This is a genomic window from Pseudomonas mohnii (assembly GCF_900105115.1).
Lineage (GTDB): Bacteria > Pseudomonadota > Gammaproteobacteria > Pseudomonadales > Pseudomonadaceae > Aquipseudomonas > Aquipseudomonas mohnii.
This window is the reverse complement of the sequence record NZ_FNRV01000001.1, coordinates 5,176,824-5,193,815: the sequence shown is the minus strand read 5'-3', so window position 1 is coordinate 5,193,815 and position 16,992 is coordinate 5,176,824. Positions and strand designations below refer to the sequence as shown.

The following is a 16,992-nucleotide window of genomic DNA, read 5'->3' as shown; positions in this document are numbered from 1 at the left end:
CTGCCCTATGGCGCAGCGCTTCCACGGTAGGTGAAAGACGCAGGAACCGTGTATCTATCCGGCTCCGTGATGGTGGGGCCCTGCTCGACGGGAGCGGAGACCTGGCCGAGAAAGCCAGCCCTATCCAGCAGAGAGTCGAGCGGGAAAAGCGCTGATAGCTGATCGATGATTTGTTCAGGCACAGAGATCAGCTGATCGATCGGGGTGATGATGCTGACCTGATAGATGCCGCTGTACTCAAGCTCGCTCGCATTCAGGTAGCGGCATGTGGTGCTTGCCGGGATCAAGAAGGCTCGCAAATAGACCTGGCCTTCCGGCGGGTCGAATGGCTCCGCACCATGGGCGACCATGAGCCCTTCTGCCTCGGCCCATGCGTCGAGCTTCACCTCGATAGCGCGGCGTGCGCGAGCATGGCTCATCCTGAAACCTCCCGTACGACCTGCTCGACAATGGCCTGAAAGCTTTCCTTTGTGATTCGCACCATGCCGGCCGGCGCTTGCTGGCTATGGCCATACTCCAGCGGGATCGCATAGATCAGGTTGTTAACGAGGTAGGCTGTCTGGCCGTAGGTCAGGGATTGCACACCACCAACAAGCTCCGCGATGGTCTGATGGCCTTCCTTGTCGTAGTTGTCGAGGCTGGCCGACGCAGGGGAGTCGATAGTGAACTGCCAGTTCCCCCGGAAACGCCCGGTGTCCACCGGAGAAAGCCGAATCAGGGTTGTGCCGATCTCAATAACAACCCTTTGGAATATCTCATCCATGTCAGCCAGGGTCTGATCACGGTACTGGCGCAAGGTTTCGGAAAATGACCCGTTCAGGCCGCCATATCTGGCGGTCATGTGGTGGACTTTCTCAGCCATTACGCCCTCGCCTGCACTTCAAAGCCGACCGCGAGGCCGGCGTAATTCCAAGGATTGACCTGGATGACGGTGTAGAGCCTGCCGTCGAACAGAATTTTGTCTTGAGTGGAAGGCTGCGGCATATCGGCACCATCGAGCTTCACCGGAGAGACCAGTAGCTTGACGTCGCCGACCTTGATCGCCGTGCCGTCAATGTCCTTCTGCTCATAGGTGTCGCGGAATGCTGAGCCTTCGTGGTTCGTATTTACGGTTGCCGCGCCGCCGGTATCAGGATCTCTCGGCCCCTTGACTGATTTGGTCAGCGTCATCTCCAAACCCTTTCCGCCTTTGCTGCGAGGCGCGAGCATCCGCACCGCCAGAGCTTTGCTCCGGTCGTAAATGTCGGGCATGGGTCATTCCTTCAGGTGGTAGATGCAGATGCACCGGCAGTTGGCTGTTTCGTCATAACCGGCGCCCAGGCTTGAATCGCCCGGGAACCGCAGCAGCGCGCCGCTGCTGGTTTGGAATGCCTGCCCAAGCTTGGTCCGCTGCCCGCGCATGTAGCGGTGGCTGTTGCGGACCTTCTCGTCATTGCGATCACGCCATTCCTTTTCAACTCGCTCTCGTGCAATGCCCTGCTCCACCAACTGCTCCCATGCTTGGTCGCGCCCAGCATTGAGCGACTCGTGAGCCAGGGTGCGAGCCAGCATTTCCGAGTGGGTTTTCAGCAATCGCTCCGAGTAGCGCCCGGCGATCTTGTCCACGTCTTTGGCTGCCACCGGCTTTCCTGCCGCAATGGCGCGGCTCACGATGCCGTCGAATCGACGGTCACGCCGCGTGCGGCTCAGGTACTGCCTGAGCTGCGCCGGGTCTCCGCTGAGTAACTGGCGACGGGCATTGACGACAAACTGGGCAAAGTTACCGGGAAGCCCTACGACTCCGCCGGAGCGCACGCCAGTCTGCGGGCTCACCCTCCCAATCAGATCAAGCGCGGCCTGGCGGTTTGTGCGAACAACCGCCTGAGGACCGCCGATGACCCGGCGCGAACTCATCACGGATCGTATGGCTTCGCGAACGTTATCCGTGGTCGTGCTGCGTGTTTCGGCAACCTGGCGCGCCAACCAATTGCTGGCCTCGGCGCTGGTGACGTCGAACTCTTTGCGACCCACAACCTCTCGATCAGCCTGCGGAATGAAGATGGCCACCATCTCGAATCGACCACCAGCGATGAACGAAGACCGTACTGACTCGATCAGGAGCGCCATTGCGCCCATGCTCAGCAGCTTGACCAGCCCATTTTCATCTTCGGCAGCCAGCAGGCGCTCCACTTCAATGACAGTGGCCGTATCAACTGTGGCGCGCACCGAATCGAGATAGGCCTTCTGCATGCCGGGCTCCATGGCCTCGACCTTCTGGAGTATCTCGGCTGCATTCATACAACGAACACCGCGGGGAGCGCATACCGTGCGACCAGAACCGGAGCAATCATCTCGTCGATCGTGCTAATGACCGGGCGAACGGAGCCTGCAGCGTCAGCGCCGTTGCCGACGGCAAACTCGGTCTCCAGCGGCCCGACCTTTTCGCGCTTGATGGTTTGAGCAGCAACGAAATCAGGACTGAGGCTGCCGGGCGAGGCCAACTCGCGTAGCGCGGCTTCGAAGGTCGCATTTTCGACTTCTACCGGGACCTGGTCGGGCTCGATTGCATGCCCTTCATAATCCTCGGCACCGGTGCGCGGCCACTCCCTGGTTTGCCCTCTGCCCTCAGTCTTCACGCCGGGGAACAATGACTGCCAGGCGCCAGAAGCGAGCAGCTTCCGATAGCGGCCGTCGATGTAGACCGATGCCCTGAGCAGTGCCGCCTGTTTTGCAGTGTCATCACCAGTCCAGGCCGCATTTGCACGCGCAAGGTGATAGGCGTCCGCCGCGGCAACGGTTCCGTAGAATTCAGGCATCGGATTGTCTCGAATAGGTGGAGCGACCAGCGCTCCGGGTTTTGCGGGGTGTTACGCCTTGGCAGCGGCGAGTGCGCCTTGCAGGGCTTCCAGATTTGCTTCTGGGTCGAACTGGACGTTCAGCGCGGTCAGCTCGTCGATGACCTTCTGCTTTTCGGCCTGAGCCGCTTCGGCTTCTTCAAGCTTCTTGCGCAGGGTCTCGGGCTTGCTATTGCCGGCAGCGTCGATGCCCAGCGCCTTCAGCTTGGCGAGCAGCTCATCTTTCTCGTCGCTGTTTTCGGCAGGAGCCTTGCCCTCGACCTTCAGGAACGACAGGCGGGATGCGCCCTTGTGGCCGGCGGAGGTCAGGTCGACATCCTTGGTTTCGCCTGGCTGGATGTAAACGACGCCCAAGGCGGTGTGCACACCCTGTAACGCCTTCGAGTTGTTGGTCACTTTCATGACGTACTCCTATCAGGCTACTGGTGGGGTGATTTCGTCGAGGTATGCCACGGCGCCCGGAAGACGAATCTCGGTGCCACCGGTGCGCGCGATGATCCCGGTTTCGAAGCCCATGATCGACTTCTGGCGCGGGGACAGTACGCGGCGCGGCATTGGCAGGTGGAAGCGAACCACTTCGGGGTCCTTCCGGTAAGCAACCAGGCGACCGCCACCATCCGAGGAGGCGTTGCGAGCCTCACGCAGTGGCGCGATATCCAGCGGCAAACCGGTTTCTGCCGTGTAAATGTTGTTCTTGCGCAGGTACTCCAGGACCGTCATGAAGCCATCACCTGCACCCATGCGACGCGTGGCAATGTGGCGGAAAGCATCAGGAGGCAGGCGCAGAGTGTCAGCCCACTCAACCTCGCCAGTATTGGTTCGGATGCTACCCAGAACACCGTTCACATCGTCCAGGATCTGATCCGGGTTTTTGTTCGGCCAGAAGGTCGAACTGCCAGTGCCGGTAGATGCCGCATCAACGCGCGAAACGTTGGTGTCGTTCAGGAGGCCGGTCCAGCGCTTCTCGGTGCTACCCACGAAGGCAATGTTGTTCAGCAGTCGCTCGACCTTGTCAGCGGCAGAATCAGCCTTGGTGCCGCTCAGGTTGATGCCGTACAGCTGAGCCTGATTCACTTCTTCCAGGTTCCATTCCCAGCCGGAGCCGATCATGGCGAAGTCATGCGACGCCTGGTCGTGGGTGGCCGAGTTGAACGGCATGTCGGTGCCAGAGCCAGACAAGAACTTCGCTTCGCCGACGGTATCGACAGTGAAGAAGGTGGTGCCGATGGCCCACGGAGCGCCCTCGGTTACTACCGGGATGCTGGCCGCGTAGTTGAACGCCGGGTAGCGGCGCGTGTAAATGCGCGTTTCGATGTTCCGGCCCTGGGCCAGGACAAACGGGAACGCCGACTGAGCGTCTTCGAAAACTTGAGGCATGTTAAGCGCTCCGATGTTTGAGGGAGATTTCAACGATGTCGCCGTTCGCACCAGTGGTGTCGAAGAAAGCGCCCGGGATCAACACGGCGCCGGCGGCGGCAGTCGTGGTGTAGCGATTGGTAGCGGCGACGTAGTACACGTCATCGCCCGGCACTACAGAGGCGCCGGCAGTGACGTACATCTGGCCGTCAGTCATGAACGAGCCAGTGAAGTCTTGCGGGTAGCCATCGATCAGCGTTGAGCCAGTGGCAACCGGTGGAACGGCAGCGCTCAGGACGGCGAGGCCGAGGAACAAGGTGCCAGTGGCCGCGATCTTGTGATCGTTGCCTGCGCCGGCCACACGGAAGCCGGGCGCGCCGAAGACAATGCCTTCAGCGTTCGAAACAGTGCGGCTGATCTTGTTGCACTTCTCTTCGTTGGCGACCAGGCCGGGAACGCCCTTAGCTGGGGCGTTGGTGTAGTTGGTTTGGTAAGTAGCCATTGCTGTGCTCCTTATGCCTTCGGCTGGTGGGCGGTCTGCATGTCGGCAATCATCTGCAGACGCGCTTTTTCCGATTCATTGCGGACGGTGCTGCCGTCCTGGTGAATCATGTGTTGACGGAACGGGTCATTGGCCGGGTTCTTGGCTGCATCCTCGACAAGGATCTCGAAGCGCGCGTCGACGTAGGCATCGGCCTTGCCAGCCACCGCTGCGTCGCCAAGCTTGGCGACCACGACAGCCTTGCGGATTTCGGCATCGCTCTTGCCGGTGTAGTCGGCGTCAGCGATGGACTTCGCTTTGGTGATCAGGTCGGCGCGGGCGGTGACGCGCTTGTCGATGTCGGCATCGTTGAGCTGCTTGGCCCTGAGGTCGTCGATCTCGGCGTCCTTCTTGGCCAGTTCGCCGTCTTTGGCAGCCAGTGCTGCGGCGTGCGCATCAGTCAGCGTCTTGATGTTTACCCCGGCATCGGCCAGCTGCTTGGTCAGCTTGTCGATTGCCTGGGCGCCTTGATCGGTCGTCTGGACGGACAGGCCATCAACGATGACCGTACGCAGTGAATCAGCCATGTCATGGCCTCCTGTGGGGGTGTTTGGTTGGTTGTCACCGATGCGAAGGTGTTCGCCGCCCCGAGCGCGATGCTCAAGACTGAGGTGATTCATTTTCATGGGGCCGAGGAAGCAATCGAACGCCTCCCCTTCCGGCGATACGCCGTCCTGAAACACGACTTCAGCGCCGTACCCCATGGACAGCTCACGCTTGCCTGACTCGTAGTCGGCGATTGCGCTGGCGTCCATCAGCACCAGCGGCACCTTGACGAACTGGCCGTCGCGAACAACTTCGCCACCGGTTTGGCCAATGGCGACGTCCTTCCAGTTTTTGGAATTGACGCCATCACCACCCGGGTGGCCATTGGTCATGGGGCGGTAGGCATAGGAATGCATGGCGTCAGCGTGAAAGACGGCGCTTTCAGGTCGGTAGACGCGAACAATCGGCTTGTCGCGCAGACCGTGTTCGTTATCAGGGTCAATCTCGGTGCCGAGGTAGTCCTGAATGCCCGTGCGGGCGACGCGAGCCTCTGCGACGAGATAGCCGTCCTCAGTGCGACGAACACCGGACACGGCTACAGAGTCGGTGAAGATCATTGGGTGATTTCCTCGAATATCTCCGGCCCGAGCTCGATCTTGCCGCGGTACGGCTCAACCGCTTCCAGATCGACCGATCCAGGCTCATAGGTGAAAGTGATATGTGGCTGATACTCAGGCCAATCCCATGAGGCGCCAGTCGCTTCGTTGATCGAAACGTGACGCCAGGCCAGTTCGGAGCTGTTGAACAGCAGCGCGACCGCACCCTCACCGAGCTTATCGACCAATCGCGCGCCGCCCGGGACTACCTTGAGGTGCCCATCTCCGTCGCCGGACCAGGTCTCGCCGATCTTCATCCAGTCGACAGGATTACGGCTGTAGGCGACCGTGACATGCAGGCTTTCGGCCGGAACGGTTGAATCGAACCCTTGAGCCTTGGCCCACGCGATGATCTCGTCGCCGTTGGTAACCTTGCGGGACACGTACAGGGTTCGGGGTGCCGCATCACTGATCGGCGTCTTGGTCGCCTGAGGCGGCGAATTCACCTCGTCACCCACCTCTTCATCTGGCAGCTCTGTGCCGAACTCTTCAATGGCAGCCTCAAGGCCCGGCATAATGCTCATCTCGACCAGCAGATTGACCGACGCCTTCGAGATGGCGTCCGACGGGAACAGCTTCGTCTCGTTGAGAGTCTTGATGGTGTCCGCCGTGATCTTGCCGATATCGGCCCGCTCTTTCGCCGTGGCCTGCCAGAGTGGCGCCCAGGCGTAGTGGATTTCCTTCGGTCGATTGCCCAGTGCGGAACGGATTAGGCATTCGTCCAGCACGCTCATGGCGGGCATCAGCTCCAGCTTCTGGCGTGAAGCGACGTTGTCGTAGTAGTTGCGAGTATTCTCCTCGCCGTTGGAGTTCAGGCCGCCAGAAGACAGTCCGAACATGCGTGAGCCCGGGATATCGAAGGCCCCAGCAACACCCTGCTCGGTCTTGGCGATTACGTCCGGCAACGTGCCGAAGTTCGCCGTCTTCGAGCTGTGCGTCTCCTGGCCGTCGAGGATCAGCGCCCCGTTGATGCCTTTGGCAATGGCTGCCAGCCGCAAGCGCTCAAGCAACAGCCGCTCGTAATTCTTGTCCTGCATGCTCGTCATCAGGTTCGGGATGTTGATGACGTCGATCTTTGCCTCATAGACCAGGCTGACCACGTTGGCCATCGTCTCGTCGTAGTGCTTCACCGCCGGCATGGCCGACAACAACACCGAATCCCCCCACCCAAAGGCAGCGCCTTGGGCCAATTCAGGATCGGGGTGCTGCTGACCTATGAAGATCACCAGGCGCGAAGGGTGAATCTCGACCATTGAGCCCGGCAGCCGGTAGGCCTTGGGCTTGCCGAAGCGATCGCTTTGCGGGTCTTGCTCGATCTCCGTAGCGGTCAACTGCCGGCGAGTCATCACCGTCAGGTACTTGATGCCGCCCTTCCAGATGCGCTCGGGGTTGAGCTCGGATGCCGTATCACGCTCACCGGTGCCGATGAACACTGCGGCGCCACCAAACAGGCGAGCCTTCAGCAGAGCCTCCAGAATCTTGCCCTGGACGTTTAAGTGAGACTCTTCGGCCTCGATCTTCTGGATCTGCTCCTTGTCGGCCTGCCAGTTGCGCCAGTTACGACAGGCATCGATTGCCGGGATCGACACGCCCTTCCGAGCAGCCCACGAACCTCGAAAAGCGTTCAGCAGCTGGAGATCATCCATGTCCGGCACGCCGTAGCTGGAGTGCGAGGCCTTGTCGCGCGCAGTACCCAGTCCCGCGACCAGGTTCTGCAGGCTGTCTTTCAGGTAGGTAAATGCGCTCATTGGTTGCTCACGTTTGCGAGTGTGTAGCTGCCCGCAATCGGGAAGCGCTGGACAATGAAGTAGCCCAATGCGTCGACCGGGTCTTCAGTGCCGTCCTTGTTGGGTTCGCCGTTTTCGCTGTAGGCCTGCTGTTCCAGCACTTGGGTGGTTACCGGACAGTTGTCGGTGTTCACCAAGTAGCGGCGCTTCTGCTCGATATTCAGAAACATGGCGTTCACGGCCAGCACCCGGTCGCGGACCATTGGGTTGGATGGGTTGACCATGACCATGAAGCCGGCGGCACGGAGCAGGCTGTGATCCGACTCGCTACCGTTGACACTCTTGCGGTTCTTGCCGCTGGCGTCGGGGTATACCGTGATGCTGTGCCCTGGGAAGCGGCGCTTAAGCTCGACAATCATTGCTGGCGTGTCGAACAGGCCCGTAGCCTCCTCCAACAGCATGGGCAGGCCATCGCGGACGACGTGAATCGTCGCTGCCATCCGGTTGATGTTGAAGTCCATGCCCACATGCAGCTGCTCGCCCGGGCGGATAGTTGCGTCGGTGTGGTTCTGCTTGCGGCAGAAACTCGGATAAACGCTGCCTGACGTCAGGTTTACGAACAGGCCATCGATGTACGCATCCACCAAGTTGGCCGGGTAGGACTCCTTCAGGGACTTGATGTAGTCCTTCGGCAGGTTCTTGGCGTTCTGCCGCGTGCTGGCATGCACGATCCCGTACAGCGGGCGCTGTGATGGATTGGCAGCCAGCTCCTTGACGAACTTGCGATAGACCCAGTTGAAGCCCTCTGGCGTGGTCGTCACGTCGATGGTGTTCATGTCGCGGCCAGGCCAGACTGTGGACATCCGCGCGATGATCTTCTTCCAAGCGCTGTCAGCCTTCTTGATCGGCATACAGTCGATCTCATCGACCAGGGCATGCGCGATGTTGAAGCCGACGATGCGGTGCGGGTGCTCCATGCTCTTGCAGACGATCGTCGACAGGCACCGGCCTCGGTTATCGCGCAGGTACACCCGCTTCTTGCTCGGCACGATGTCAGCGAACAGGCCAAACGCCTCCGCGACAACCGGCATGGTGTCGTAGAAGATGTCGGCGATCTGCGGATACGTCGGCGCGAAGTAGCCTTGTGGAATGCCGGGGTGCTCCAGTGCGTTGATGCACATCCGTACGCAACCCACGAATGTCTTGCCGCTACGGTAGCCGCCCACGAACGCTGAAAACTTCTTGGGGTGACTGATGAAATCAAACTGCGGCTTATTCAGCTTCAGGGTCGCTTGCATCTTCTACCCCGATGATGACTTGCTTAGGCTCGGGCAGGCCCTTGTTCGGGTCTTCCAATTCGCGCTGTAGCTTTTGGATGTTTAGCCGCTTGATCTCGTCGTCCAGCGACTTGTCCGGCTCAACGCGACGATTGACGTAGGCGTCCCCGACCTCCTTCGCAGCTTGCTCAAGGATCTGCATGGCCAGACCGATGTTCTTCATCGTCTCGGCCTTCTCCACGAATCTGTTCATGGCGCGCAGGCGATAGGCGCGATTGGCGATCGGTATTTCAGCTGTCTGCTCGCGGAATCTCTTGCGGGTGTCGTGGAACAGAGTCTGCCACTTCACGGCCAGGCCCTTGCTGCACGCCTTCGTCGGGTCGTGGCTCTCCACTTGTTGGCGGGTCAGCACCTCACCGAATTCATTCTTGACCGACTCAACCACCTGCGACGGTGTGTCGAAACACGCCAAGGCCTGAACGATGAAGCTCTTCACCTCATTTTTCAGGGCTGCCATATGCTTTTATCCGTCTAGGGCCTGTCTAGAATCAGGCCGACTTGAGCAGACAGGTTCCGCAGGCCCTCGATATGTTCAATTTCCCCACCTCAGCAGGACTGTTTGCAGCATCCACCAGCGCTTGAACGTCAGGGCTTGCACCATAGCGACGAACCACACCGACGAACTCTTCGACGTCATGCCCACGCATCTCAAGCTTGGGCAAACCCTCTTGCGTGAACTTGGGTGCGCCGTACTGATCCTTGGCCTGAGCGATGTGGTAGAGCTCATGCTCGACCAGTGCGCAGAAGTCGGCGTCGCTGCACTGGGCGCAGTAATCGGCAGCCAGGGTGATGATGTAGGTCGGCACGCAGCCGAACCAATCGAACATCTGCTGCTCCATCCGGGCCTTCTGCCAACCGCCGGCGCGGAACGCCACCTGCTCGGCTTGACCCACTACAGTGCGACCCTTCTTGGCGAATGCAGCGGATGCCCACATGACCCGGATATCGGCATCCAGCAGATGGGCGTGGTCTTCGTTGTGAATGCTGCCAGTGTTGGCGAGGATCTCGGCTTGGAGCCATTCCCACACCTCAGGAGCTGGAGTTAGGCGGATGCCGAAGTCGGATAACTCTGACAGCTCAAGGAGTGACGCTGGAGGCATCGGCCTTTCCATGCTTCCTCCCATGTCGCGACACAATTTGCTGATTCGCGAAACGTGTCGCGAGCTAGGTTTTCAGTTCGAACAGATGCCCGCGTCTCGCCCAGGCATAAATCACCACCCCGGCGTGCAGCGTCACGGTGAACGGGCTTATGTACTGCCCTTGAATGGCAGACCAGAACCCACCGAACGCTGCGATGGCGACCAGGTAAAACGAAATGCTCAGCAATGGCTGCTCGATCGGACGCACTCGGCGCAAGTGCTCGGCAGCAGCTACCACGACCAGAACGCACAAGAAGGCGTCTGTCATCACCAGGAAGGTATTCATGTTCAGGCTGCTCCTGTGGCGCCGAACTTTCCTGCCAAAGCCTTCAGGCCTGGGATGATGTTCATAGCCAGAAGGCCGATCAGGAATGCCACGCCATTTTGAGTGTCGCCATCAACCGGGAGGCTGAAGTAGTGGACGGCCAGCGGGGTTGTGAAGATCGCCGAGGCGAACCCGGTGATCACGGCCGAAGCGGCCTGCCCCCGAGTAAGTCCACGCAGGAACGTGAGTGAAAGGATTGCTCCGGCGAATCCAGCGGTTGCTACGCCATACTTCGCCAGCAACAGACCGGCAGCAGTGGTGCTCGCTGGTTCAGCCATTGAAGTCTCCGGGAATAAAAAAGGCCGATTGGAGCGGCCAAAGGGAAGATGTACGAATGAGGCCCTCGCCGAACTTGGCGATCAGAGGTTCCGAGGGATTGGGGAAATCGCAGGCACAAAAAACCCCGCTCGATGGCGGGGTTAGTGGAGCAAGTTGCCGTAGGCAAAATACTCAATATGGCAAAATGATGCCGCCAGCCGGGCGGGAAGTCAAGCGGCCTCTTTCATTTTGTAGATCACCCCGCCGATCGGGCTCAGAGCCTTAGCATCGATGTCGTAGCAGGCATCGAAACAGAGCTGCACGAAAGGCTCCCAGTCACGCCCCCAGCGATCCGAAACCAGTGCAACTCCATATTCACCCTTCAGCCACGCCCGGAATACTTCAGGCTTGATCAGCGGGTCCGGGTTGGACGACTGGCCGCCCTGGTGCATGTAGCGGTAGCGACGAAAGACACCCTTGGCTACGAACTCGGCCCGCTCTCTTTTACTGGCCGTCATTCGCTCTACTCGTGAGCAAGCCAGATTGAACACCGCCGCCTCCGCCTCTTCCCGATCATCATCGCTCGGCTCGGCTGCGTACATGGCATTGCCGAACGCACGCAGCTGGTGGTGCAGGCGTGCGATGGCTGACTGAATCTGGCCGGCCAACGCACTGTGCATTGCGTGATTCGCCGATGGCCCGCGCTCTGTGCTCTGCACCACCACCCCAAGCACGGCGACATCAGAGGTCTGGCCCGGGGCCGGGTTGTAATTGCAGTCATGCCAAGCCTGGCGTGCGGAATTGATCTTCATGCTGCTATCCCCTTCAGCTCTCTGGTCTTTGCCCGGTATTCAGCCTTGATGGCCTTGATCTCTTCGACGGTGTACTTGCGCACGCTCTGGTCGGATTCCAGGGCATCGACCGCCTGCTGGCCGATGCGCGCGATAAGACCGATCCGGTAGTCCACTGCGTTACCCGAGAGGAACCGGTTGTCCTGCTTGCTCTGCGCGTGGCAGTTGCGCTCATCGAAGCGCAGGTGCGGCGCGGAGCCGACGCTGCGATAGTGGCCGGCATCTACTGCGTTACCGCTCCAGTCCAACGGCTTACCGCTGGAGATGCAGTGGTGGCCAGCAGCCTGGTCACGGGCGCGGATGAACTCGTTGAAAGCCTGCTGAGCCTCGCGCATGTGATCGCCGCGGCTCTTCAGGGCCTCTTTGCGCACCTTGATGTCGGCGCGGCCAACCTGGGCCAGCGACTTGCGCGCCTTCTCCTGGTTCACGTCCTTGATGGCCAACCCGCACTTGGGGCTGCATACCTTCTGGCCGAGTCGCTGCGGCGGGAAACTGATACCGCATTCCGGGTTCTTGCAGGTCTTTGGCTTGGGCTGCTTGGCGGCGAGCATCAATACCGCCCTCCCCAATTGTCCTTCTGCGTCCAGCGCACCTGGTGCTCTGCACCGAACGCATGCACCCACTCGATCAGCTCGGCACACTGCTTCATGGTGAGCTTGCTGGTGCGCTCGTAGATGACGTCGAAGCCGTGACCGTCTACCGCAGGGATCATCTGCGGCTGATCGCCAGCTTCACGTAGCCAGGCGGCTGTCAGAAGGCGCTTCCAGATCAGGACGTCCCACTTCTTGCCGGCGTGCTCGACCTGGGCGGCTATATCAGCCAAGGCTGCATGCAGGGCCTTGTTCTGCTCGCCGCTGCGATCTTGATCCTTGATGATGATCTTCTTGGGCCGGGTGAAGTCCTGGGCCTGCAGGTGGCCCAGCAGACGGTTGGCGTCGGCCATGCTGCGCATCACGAAATCAGTCATGGTCTCACTGCCTCCCAGTAGGTGCTTTGCACTTCCGATGTCTTTACCAGGCCTTTGCGCTTCAGGCGCTGGCATGCCTTGCTGACTTCCTCCCGAGTGGCGCCCACGGCACTGTGCATCGCCCAGGCTGTAGAGCCAGGTCGAGCGAGCAGGTAGTCAAGCACTCGCTTATCAAGCGCGATTCGCTGGGTCATAACTCCGCTTGGGCCTTTCATGCCTGCTCTCCCTTGCTCGTGGCGGCGTCGATGATCGCGATGGCCGCCTGGCGCCGCGGATGCCTGAAGGAGACCTCATTGTTTTCATCCAGAAGCCCACGAACCTCCGCTTCGTGCATGATGAATTCGCGGGCAGCCAGCACAGCCTTGCGCAGCGCCTCGTTCTCGGCCTTGATCTGGTCGCGCTCATCAAGCACGGCTTTGTAGCCGTCGAAGTTGCAGGAAATGCGCCCAATGAGCTGAGCCTGCTCAAGCTCAGAGGTCATCCGCTCGTTCTCGGCTACCAAGGCCAGGACCGCGGCGGGGTTGGCCGCGGCGATGAATTCCCCGGCAGTGACTTGCTCGCTCTGGAATGGCTCGCCCATTCCTGCCTCAGGGTGACCGTAATTAATTTCTGCAAAGGCGACCTTGTTGTCGTCGATTCGACGCTGAGACGTAACAAACCTGTTATCGGCATCGAACCCATCGCCATCGACCAATTGCCATTCAGCCCCGTGGAGGGCCTCGGCCAGTCGCTTCAGCTCGCTGTAATCGGTCATTTGCACAACTCCAGCGCCTGGGCCTCGGTGAAGCCTTGGGCGACCAACGCCTGATACTTGATGCGAGTGCATCGGGCCTGAATGCCAAGGAACTCGATGTGCACATCCAAGTTGCGCTTGAGCTCTTCAAGGGCGGCGCGCTGCTTGTCCACTGGACCGGTTAGGAGTGTCAGGTTGTCTTTCATTGCGAGAGCCCCTTCAGCAGATCCTGAAACTGTTTGAGCTTGGCCATCGCTTCGGCATTGCTCTCCCGCTCTCCCTCAACCGAGAGCGCTACTTCCTCGATGCGCCCGGCCAGCGCCTTCATCCGCTTGCTGAATTCGTCAGAGAGGCTCACCACTTCGCCAGACAGAGCGGCCAGGACATCCAGGGCGCCTTCGGACTTCTTGATCGAAACAACGGTCGACTTGGTTGCCTGGGTCATGACTGGCTCCTTCTTGGGTTTTGGGGTTGCTGCATCACGTTGAAATTTGCCGCCCGCCGGCTCGCGGATAAGTCCGGCGTCTTTGAGCTCGCCGAGACAGCGACGCACCGTGCGTGTGTCGGCAGCAGTATTCGCAGCACGGAGGGCGCCGTAGATTTCGGAGGCCGCCCAGGATTCTTGGATCGGCACAATTTCAAACACCTTGCGAGCAATGGCTGACTGCCCGGCCAGCATTTGCTGTTGGCGTGATTCGTTCATCGGGCCGCCCTCTTCGACTCGCGCTCGATTTCGTCTTTGCGAATAGCTCTGGCCATCGTGAAGATGCAGTAGCCAAAGGCGATTACGACGGGAGAAATGAGAATCCAGCCATTCACAACCCATGCCTTGCGCCATGCCAGAGAGCCAAACGACGTGCCCTCGTAAATCCAGGGAGCGATCCAGATGGTATTGACCGGCCCCCAGATGACGGTAATGAACATGGCAAGTGCGATGGCGGCGGCAGCGCACCGAATCCCAGCTCTGTCGGTGTGATCTCTCATCAGAAACCCTCCTTGCCGCGTTGCGATTCCCACTCGAACGGCTGCACGATGACCCCGCCCTCTCGCAGTCGATCTGCGCAACGTTCGCCAACAGCCGAGGCCAGCGCCCTGGCGTCGAGGTTGGAGACGATGACAGTGGGTCGCAGCTCCTCGTAGCGGCCATTGATGATTGCGAACAAGGTGGTCAGCTCGAAGTCGCTTGGCTTCTCCTTGCTCACGCCGATCTCATCGAGGATCAGCAGCGAGGGGCTGATGAGGCTCGACAGGATCTGGCTTTCGCTCTGGTCGCTAGTGCGGTCGTAGGTGGCGCGGATGGCCTGGAGCACCGATCCGATGGTTCGATACACGGCAGTGGCGCTCGACTTGGCCATGATCTCGTTGGCGATTGCCACGGCCAGGTGCGTCTTACCGGTACCGGGCTTGCCCAGCAGCAACAGGCAGCGGCCAGATTCGGCGATCTGCGGGAACTCGGCGGCGTACCGGGCGCAAGTTTTCAACGCCTTCTGCTGTTCGGCGCTAGTGGCGATGTACCCCGCAAAGGTCTTGCCAGAGAACCGCTTCGGAATCAGCGCTGCCCCGAGCTTTTCGGCCATCCGCATGCGGAGCAGTTGGGATTCCTGGGCCTCCTTGCGCGCAGCCTCTTCCTCGGTACGGATGCGGCCGCACTCAGGGCAGCCCGTCTTGAACTCCTTGCCCATGATCACCGTCAGCTTCTGCGGGAACTGGCCGTGCTCCTCACAGACGCCAGTGGCTTGCTGTGGGGCCGGGATGGCGCTAGGCATCGAAACGATTTTTTCAGAACGCATAGGTGCCATCCTCCCGCTGAGTCAGGCCAGCGGTGTAGTCGAGATCAGAGAAGCCGCTGTGACGGGATTTGCTTTCACGCTTCGGGAACTGGCGAACATTGCTCGCCTTGTTCTGATCGGTCTTGACCCACTTCACCAATAGGCTCACCCAGGTGTCTTGAGTCTCCATGCGGCCAGATGCCGTGTAATGGCAGACGAACGCGGCGGTTGCCTCGGAAGTGAATATCTCCACCGGCAACGTCATGCGAAGGGCGTAGTTTTTCAGCAGCTTGATGTCTGGCTCCCAGTCCAGCGTCATTTCGACTGGCGCCTTTGGGTCGACAGGAAGCGGTGGCTCTTCGACCAGGACAGGCTCTTCGATCTGCTCTGGCTCGAAATCCGAAATCGGCTCACCCGCGCTGTGAGTGTTGTGTTGATCTTCTGGTTCTTGGTTATTGGTTAGTGGTTCTTGGTTAATGGTTAGGTGGCGATCCGTGCACGCTTCGTGTACGTCTGGTGCGCGCACACCCTTGCGCTTGTTCTCGCGATCAATAGCAATCTGCTTGTTCTTCTCCGCCCTTTCTTGATAAGCGGCAATCTCGTCCGCAATGCGTTCTTGCGTGTAGACCCCGTCAATCAAGGTGAAGAACTTGCTCAGGACAAATTTGACGGCAGAGATTTCTTCTTCCGATCTGGCCCAGCACCAGTCGATAGCTTCTTCAAGCGTAGGGAAGCGTTCACGGTCGTAGCACGCGTCCATGATTAACGTGTACGAACCGTGCTCAAGCATTGAGAGCCGTCCGGCCTTCTTGTGGTAGTCGCCGATGTTACGTTTGAAGTAATGCATCATTGGCGCTCCTCAGAAAAGGCATCCACGAAGCGATCCAGGGCGCCGACCGCAGTCCGGTACCGACGAAGAGCGTTGTACTCGATCTTTTTGGCGGCCCGCACACGCTCGAACTGCGCTTCGGTGAAGCTCATCACCGGAAGGAAGTCATCGTTGTACTGATCAAAGCGGCCGGATGGGCGACCGTTAGCCTTGAAAAACGTGTCGTACATCGACCTCAGTTCTGACTGAAGGGCTTTCTTGGTGTTTTGTGCGCGAAAGTGGGCAAGACCTGCTTGGGCTGTGCGCTCATAAAGTTGCTGATAAGTGAGGTTGGCCATGATCAGAACTCCAGGCGCTTGATTTCAGAGAGAAGCGCACGGCTATGGCGCTGGATGTAGATCTTGCTCAGCTGCTCTTTGCGGGCCTCATAAGGCATGCCCACATCGATCAGCGATGCGTTGACGCGCTGCAGGTGTTCAATGCAGCGGATCTCGCAGGGCGTCAGGTGGTCGCGGATAGCTTCAGTCGGGCCGATGCAGTGGGCGACCCGGTACTGCTTCGACGGCATACCCAGGGCGATGCGATTGATCAGGTCGAACTCGGTGCTGAAGTGGTAGTGCTTGATCTCTTTCCCGGCAGCCAGGCGACCATGCTTGATGGCGTCGGTCAGGGCGGGGGCTTCGAGACGAGCGCGTTCGCGGGCATGGCGGCTTTCAACGAACTCAATGCGGCCGATAACCACGGCATCGAAGGTGCGGATGACATGCAGATGGAAGCGAGCATTCACCCACATGGCGTAGGCGTAGATCAGCTCCCTCGCAACGTAGGTGCCGCCGTTGCGACCCTCAATAGTTGCCACTGGCAAACTACCCGGATTCTGGGTAGTTAATTCCAGCACCATTTCATTGAACGGTTCGGTCGCCATGAACTTGGCGGGCTCTTTGGTGCGCTTATTGGCACCGTCGGCAACTGCTGCGCGATGCAGATCGTTGAGGCAATAACGCCCCTCCTCGTCCTGCTTGATCTTGATTCCGCACAAAGCAGAGATACGCGACACGTTTTCAGAATTAACAAAACGTGTCGCGACATGGTTCGGGGTATTGATGGAGTCGCTGGTGGTGTGCATATAATCTCTCCACACATTGCTGTATCGAAAAAGCCGACCTCGTACGTCGGCTTTCTCA

The 16,992-nt window shown here is 59.6% G+C and carries 27 protein-coding genes; all 27 read right to left on the bottom strand.

Annotated elements, in window-relative coordinates:
- Positions 1–5: 5 nt before the first annotated feature.
- The gene (locus BLV61_RS24280; RefSeq protein WP_090467939.1) at positions 6–419 is read right to left on the bottom strand and encodes a phage tail terminator-like protein; all 414 of its coding nucleotides are present in this window, start codon (positions 417–419) and stop codon (positions 6–8) included.
- Positions 416–862, bottom strand: coding sequence for a hypothetical protein (locus tag BLV61_RS24275; RefSeq protein ID WP_090467937.1), 447 nt, complete (start codon positions 860–862; stop codon positions 416–418). Before BLV61_RS24275 ends, BLV61_RS24280 begins: the two co-directional genes overlap by 4 nt.
- The gene (locus tag BLV61_RS24270; protein WP_090467935.1) at positions 862–1,251 is read right to left on the bottom strand and encodes a hypothetical protein; all 390 of its coding nucleotides are present in this window, start codon (positions 1,249–1,251) and stop codon (positions 862–864) included. The genes BLV61_RS24275 and BLV61_RS24270 overlap by 1 nt, the downstream gene beginning before the upstream one ends.
- Before the next feature lie 3 nt (positions 1,252–1,254).
- Positions 1,255–2,277: a structural protein gene (locus BLV61_RS24265; protein ID WP_090467933.1), complete on the bottom strand. Its 1,023-nt coding sequence runs from the start codon at positions 2,275–2,277 to the stop codon at positions 1,255–1,257.
- The gene (locus tag BLV61_RS24260) at positions 2,274–2,795 is read right to left on the bottom strand and encodes a DnaT-like ssDNA-binding protein (protein ID WP_090467931.1); all 522 of its coding nucleotides are present in this window, start codon (positions 2,793–2,795) and stop codon (positions 2,274–2,276) included. The genes BLV61_RS24265 and BLV61_RS24260 overlap by 4 nt, the downstream gene beginning before the upstream one ends.
- Positions 2,796–2,846: 51 nt before the next feature.
- The gene (locus BLV61_RS24255; protein ID WP_090467929.1) at positions 2,847–3,236 is read right to left on the bottom strand and encodes a hypothetical protein; all 390 of its coding nucleotides are present in this window, start codon (positions 3,234–3,236) and stop codon (positions 2,847–2,849) included.
- A 12-nt stretch (positions 3,237–3,248) separates the two neighbouring features.
- On the bottom strand, positions 3,249–4,211 hold the full coding sequence (locus BLV61_RS24250) for a DUF2184 domain-containing protein (protein ID WP_090467927.1): 963 nt from the start codon (positions 4,209–4,211) through the stop codon (positions 3,249–3,251).
- 1 nt (position 4,212) lies between these two features.
- Positions 4,213–4,692, bottom strand: a complete 480-nt coding sequence (locus BLV61_RS24245; protein WP_090467925.1) for a structural cement protein Gp24 — start codon at positions 4,690–4,692, stop codon at positions 4,213–4,215.
- 11 nt (positions 4,693–4,703) lie between these two features.
- Entirely contained in the window at positions 4,704–5,834 is a 1,131-nt protein-coding gene (locus tag BLV61_RS24240) for a DUF2213 domain-containing protein (RefSeq protein ID WP_090467922.1), read from the bottom strand.
- Complete coding sequence (locus BLV61_RS24235; RefSeq protein ID WP_090467920.1) at positions 5,831–7,621, bottom strand: anti-CBASS protein Acb1 family protein; 1,791 nt, start codon at positions 7,619–7,621, stop codon at positions 5,831–5,833. Before BLV61_RS24235 ends, BLV61_RS24240 begins: the two co-directional genes overlap by 4 nt.
- Entirely contained in the window at positions 7,618–8,898 is a 1,281-nt protein-coding gene (locus BLV61_RS24230) for a terminase large subunit domain-containing protein (protein WP_090467918.1), read from the bottom strand. Before BLV61_RS24230 ends, BLV61_RS24235 begins: the two co-directional genes overlap by 4 nt.
- Positions 8,873–9,394 (bottom strand): DUF2280 domain-containing protein, encoded by a 522-nt coding sequence (locus BLV61_RS24225; RefSeq protein ID WP_090467916.1) that lies wholly within the window; start codon positions 9,392–9,394, stop codon positions 8,873–8,875. Before BLV61_RS24225 ends, BLV61_RS24230 begins: the two co-directional genes overlap by 26 nt.
- A 31-nt stretch (positions 9,395–9,425) precedes the next feature.
- A complete protein-coding gene (locus BLV61_RS24220) occupies positions 9,426–10,049 on the bottom strand; it encodes a putative metallopeptidase (RefSeq protein ID WP_090467914.1) in 624 nt (207 codons plus the stop codon).
- A 52-nt stretch (positions 10,050–10,101) separates the two neighbouring features.
- Positions 10,102–10,362 (bottom strand): hypothetical protein, encoded by a 261-nt coding sequence (locus BLV61_RS24215; protein WP_090467912.1) that lies wholly within the window; start codon positions 10,360–10,362, stop codon positions 10,102–10,104.
- A 2-nt stretch (positions 10,363–10,364) separates the two neighbouring features.
- Complete coding sequence (locus BLV61_RS24210; protein WP_090467910.1) at positions 10,365–10,679, bottom strand: peptidase M48, Ste24p; 315 nt, start codon at positions 10,677–10,679, stop codon at positions 10,365–10,367.
- Between the two features lie 210 nt (positions 10,680–10,889).
- Positions 10,890–11,471 (bottom strand): hypothetical protein, encoded by a 582-nt coding sequence (locus BLV61_RS24205; RefSeq protein ID WP_090467907.1) that lies wholly within the window; start codon positions 11,469–11,471, stop codon positions 10,890–10,892.
- Positions 11,468–12,061 carry a recombination protein NinG gene (locus BLV61_RS24200; protein ID WP_090467905.1) on the bottom strand — a complete coding sequence of 198 codons (594 nt, stop codon included), beginning with the start codon at positions 12,059–12,061 and terminating at the stop codon, positions 11,468–11,470. Before BLV61_RS24200 ends, BLV61_RS24205 begins: the two co-directional genes overlap by 4 nt.
- Entirely contained in the window at positions 12,061–12,462 is a 402-nt protein-coding gene (locus BLV61_RS24195) for a recombination protein NinB (RefSeq protein ID WP_425272128.1), read from the bottom strand. Before BLV61_RS24195 ends, BLV61_RS24200 begins: the two co-directional genes overlap by 1 nt.
- An 11-nt stretch (positions 12,463–12,473) precedes the next feature.
- The gene (locus BLV61_RS32190; protein ID WP_425272127.1) at positions 12,474–12,596 is read right to left on the bottom strand and encodes a hypothetical protein; all 123 of its coding nucleotides are present in this window, start codon (positions 12,594–12,596) and stop codon (positions 12,474–12,476) included.
- A gap of 92 nt (positions 12,597–12,688) precedes the next feature.
- Positions 12,689–13,231, bottom strand: coding sequence for an ead/Ea22-like family protein (locus BLV61_RS24185; RefSeq protein WP_090467897.1), 543 nt, complete (start codon positions 13,229–13,231; stop codon positions 12,689–12,691).
- Positions 13,228–13,416: a hypothetical protein gene (locus BLV61_RS24180; protein WP_090467894.1), complete on the bottom strand. Its 189-nt coding sequence runs from the start codon at positions 13,414–13,416 to the stop codon at positions 13,228–13,230. Before BLV61_RS24180 ends, BLV61_RS24185 begins: the two co-directional genes overlap by 4 nt.
- Complete coding sequence (locus tag BLV61_RS24175; RefSeq protein ID WP_090467892.1) at positions 13,413–13,913, bottom strand: hypothetical protein; 501 nt, start codon at positions 13,911–13,913, stop codon at positions 13,413–13,415. The genes BLV61_RS24180 and BLV61_RS24175 overlap by 4 nt, the downstream gene beginning before the upstream one ends.
- Positions 13,910–14,194, bottom strand: a complete 285-nt coding sequence (locus BLV61_RS24170; protein WP_090467890.1) for a hypothetical protein — start codon at positions 14,192–14,194, stop codon at positions 13,910–13,912. The genes BLV61_RS24175 and BLV61_RS24170 overlap by 4 nt, the downstream gene beginning before the upstream one ends.
- The gene (locus BLV61_RS24165; protein ID WP_090467888.1) at positions 14,194–15,000 is read right to left on the bottom strand and encodes an ATP-binding protein; all 807 of its coding nucleotides are present in this window, start codon (positions 14,998–15,000) and stop codon (positions 14,194–14,196) included. Before BLV61_RS24165 ends, BLV61_RS24170 begins: the two co-directional genes overlap by 1 nt.
- Positions 14,990–15,826 carry a YdaU family protein gene (locus BLV61_RS24160; RefSeq protein WP_090467886.1) on the bottom strand — a complete coding sequence of 279 codons (837 nt, stop codon included), beginning with the start codon at positions 15,824–15,826 and terminating at the stop codon, positions 14,990–14,992. Before BLV61_RS24160 ends, BLV61_RS24165 begins: the two co-directional genes overlap by 11 nt.
- The gene (locus tag BLV61_RS24155; RefSeq protein ID WP_090467884.1) at positions 15,826–16,146 is read right to left on the bottom strand and encodes a hypothetical protein; all 321 of its coding nucleotides are present in this window, start codon (positions 16,144–16,146) and stop codon (positions 15,826–15,828) included. The genes BLV61_RS24160 and BLV61_RS24155 overlap by 1 nt, the downstream gene beginning before the upstream one ends.
- Positions 16,147–16,148: 2 nt before the next feature.
- Positions 16,149–16,934, bottom strand: coding sequence for a KilA-N domain-containing protein (locus BLV61_RS24150; protein ID WP_090467882.1), 786 nt, complete (start codon positions 16,932–16,934; stop codon positions 16,149–16,151).
- Positions 16,935–16,992: the final 58 nt, after the last annotated feature.

Excerpts from the sequence above, each read along its gene's own strand:
- BLV61_RS24280 (WP_090467939.1), bottom strand. The coding sequence starts at position 419 with ATGAGCCATGCTCGCGCACGCCGCGCTATCGAGGTGAAGCTCGACGCA.
- BLV61_RS24275 (WP_090467937.1), bottom strand. The coding sequence starts at position 862 with ATGGCTGAGAAAGTCCACCACATGACCGCCAGATATGGCGGCCTGAAC.
- BLV61_RS24270 (WP_090467935.1), bottom strand. The coding sequence starts at position 1,251 with ATGCCCGACATTTACGACCGGAGCAAAGCTCTGGCGGTGCGGATGCTC.
- BLV61_RS24265 (WP_090467933.1), bottom strand. The coding sequence starts at position 2,277 with ATGAATGCAGCCGAGATACTCCAGAAGGTCGAGGCCATGGAGCCCGGC.
- BLV61_RS24260 (WP_090467931.1), bottom strand. The coding sequence starts at position 2,795 with ATGCCTGAATTCTACGGAACCGTTGCCGCGGCGGACGCCTATCACCTT.
- BLV61_RS24255 (WP_090467929.1), bottom strand. The coding sequence starts at position 3,236 with ATGAAAGTGACCAACAACTCGAAGGCGTTACAGGGTGTGCACACCGCC.
- BLV61_RS24250 (WP_090467927.1), bottom strand. The coding sequence starts at position 4,211 with ATGCCTCAAGTTTTCGAAGACGCTCAGTCGGCGTTCCCGTTTGTCCTG.
- BLV61_RS24245 (WP_090467925.1), bottom strand. The coding sequence starts at position 4,692 with ATGGCTACTTACCAAACCAACTACACCAACGCCCCAGCTAAGGGCGTT.
- BLV61_RS24240 (WP_090467922.1), bottom strand. The coding sequence starts at position 5,834 with ATGATCTTCACCGACTCTGTAGCCGTGTCCGGTGTTCGTCGCACTGAG.
- BLV61_RS24235 (WP_090467920.1), bottom strand. The coding sequence starts at position 7,621 with ATGAGCGCATTTACCTACCTGAAAGACAGCCTGCAGAACCTGGTCGCG.
- BLV61_RS24230 (WP_090467918.1), bottom strand. The coding sequence starts at position 8,898 with ATGCAAGCGACCCTGAAGCTGAATAAGCCGCAGTTTGATTTCATCAGT.
- BLV61_RS24225 (WP_090467916.1), bottom strand. The coding sequence starts at position 9,394 with ATGGCAGCCCTGAAAAATGAGGTGAAGAGCTTCATCGTTCAGGCCTTG.
- BLV61_RS24220 (WP_090467914.1), bottom strand. The coding sequence starts at position 10,049 with ATGGAAAGGCCGATGCCTCCAGCGTCACTCCTTGAGCTGTCAGAGTTA.
- BLV61_RS24215 (WP_090467912.1), bottom strand. The coding sequence starts at position 10,362 with ATGAATACCTTCCTGGTGATGACAGACGCCTTCTTGTGCGTTCTGGTC.
- BLV61_RS24210 (WP_090467910.1), bottom strand. The coding sequence starts at position 10,679 with ATGGCTGAACCAGCGAGCACCACTGCTGCCGGTCTGTTGCTGGCGAAG.
- BLV61_RS24205 (WP_090467907.1), bottom strand. The coding sequence starts at position 11,471 with ATGAAGATCAATTCCGCACGCCAGGCTTGGCATGACTGCAATTACAAC.
- BLV61_RS24200 (WP_090467905.1), bottom strand. The coding sequence starts at position 12,061 with ATGCTCGCCGCCAAGCAGCCCAAGCCAAAGACCTGCAAGAACCCGGAA.
- BLV61_RS24195 (WP_425272128.1), bottom strand. The coding sequence starts at position 12,462 with ATGCGCAGCATGGCCGACGCCAACCGTCTGCTGGGCCACCTGCAGGCC.
- BLV61_RS32190 (WP_425272127.1), bottom strand. The coding sequence starts at position 12,596 with ATGCACAGTGCCGTGGGCGCCACTCGGGAGGAAGTCAGCAAGGCATGC.
- BLV61_RS24185 (WP_090467897.1), bottom strand. The coding sequence starts at position 13,231 with ATGACCGATTACAGCGAGCTGAAGCGACTGGCCGAGGCCCTCCACGGG.
- BLV61_RS24180 (WP_090467894.1), bottom strand. The coding sequence starts at position 13,416 with ATGAAAGACAACCTGACACTCCTAACCGGTCCAGTGGACAAGCAGCGC.
- BLV61_RS24175 (WP_090467892.1), bottom strand. The coding sequence starts at position 13,913 with ATGAACGAATCACGCCAACAGCAAATGCTGGCCGGGCAGTCAGCCATT.
- BLV61_RS24170 (WP_090467890.1), bottom strand. The coding sequence starts at position 14,194 with ATGAGAGATCACACCGACAGAGCTGGGATTCGGTGCGCTGCCGCCGCC.
- BLV61_RS24165 (WP_090467888.1), bottom strand. The coding sequence starts at position 15,000 with ATGCGTTCTGAAAAAATCGTTTCGATGCCTAGCGCCATCCCGGCCCCA.
- BLV61_RS24160 (WP_090467886.1), bottom strand. The coding sequence starts at position 15,826 with ATGCATTACTTCAAACGTAACATCGGCGACTACCACAAGAAGGCCGGA.
- BLV61_RS24155 (WP_090467884.1), bottom strand. The coding sequence starts at position 16,146 with ATGGCCAACCTCACTTATCAGCAACTTTATGAGCGCACAGCCCAAGCA.
- BLV61_RS24150 (WP_090467882.1), bottom strand. The coding sequence starts at position 16,934 with ATGCACACCACCAGCGACTCCATCAATACCCCGAACCATGTCGCGACA.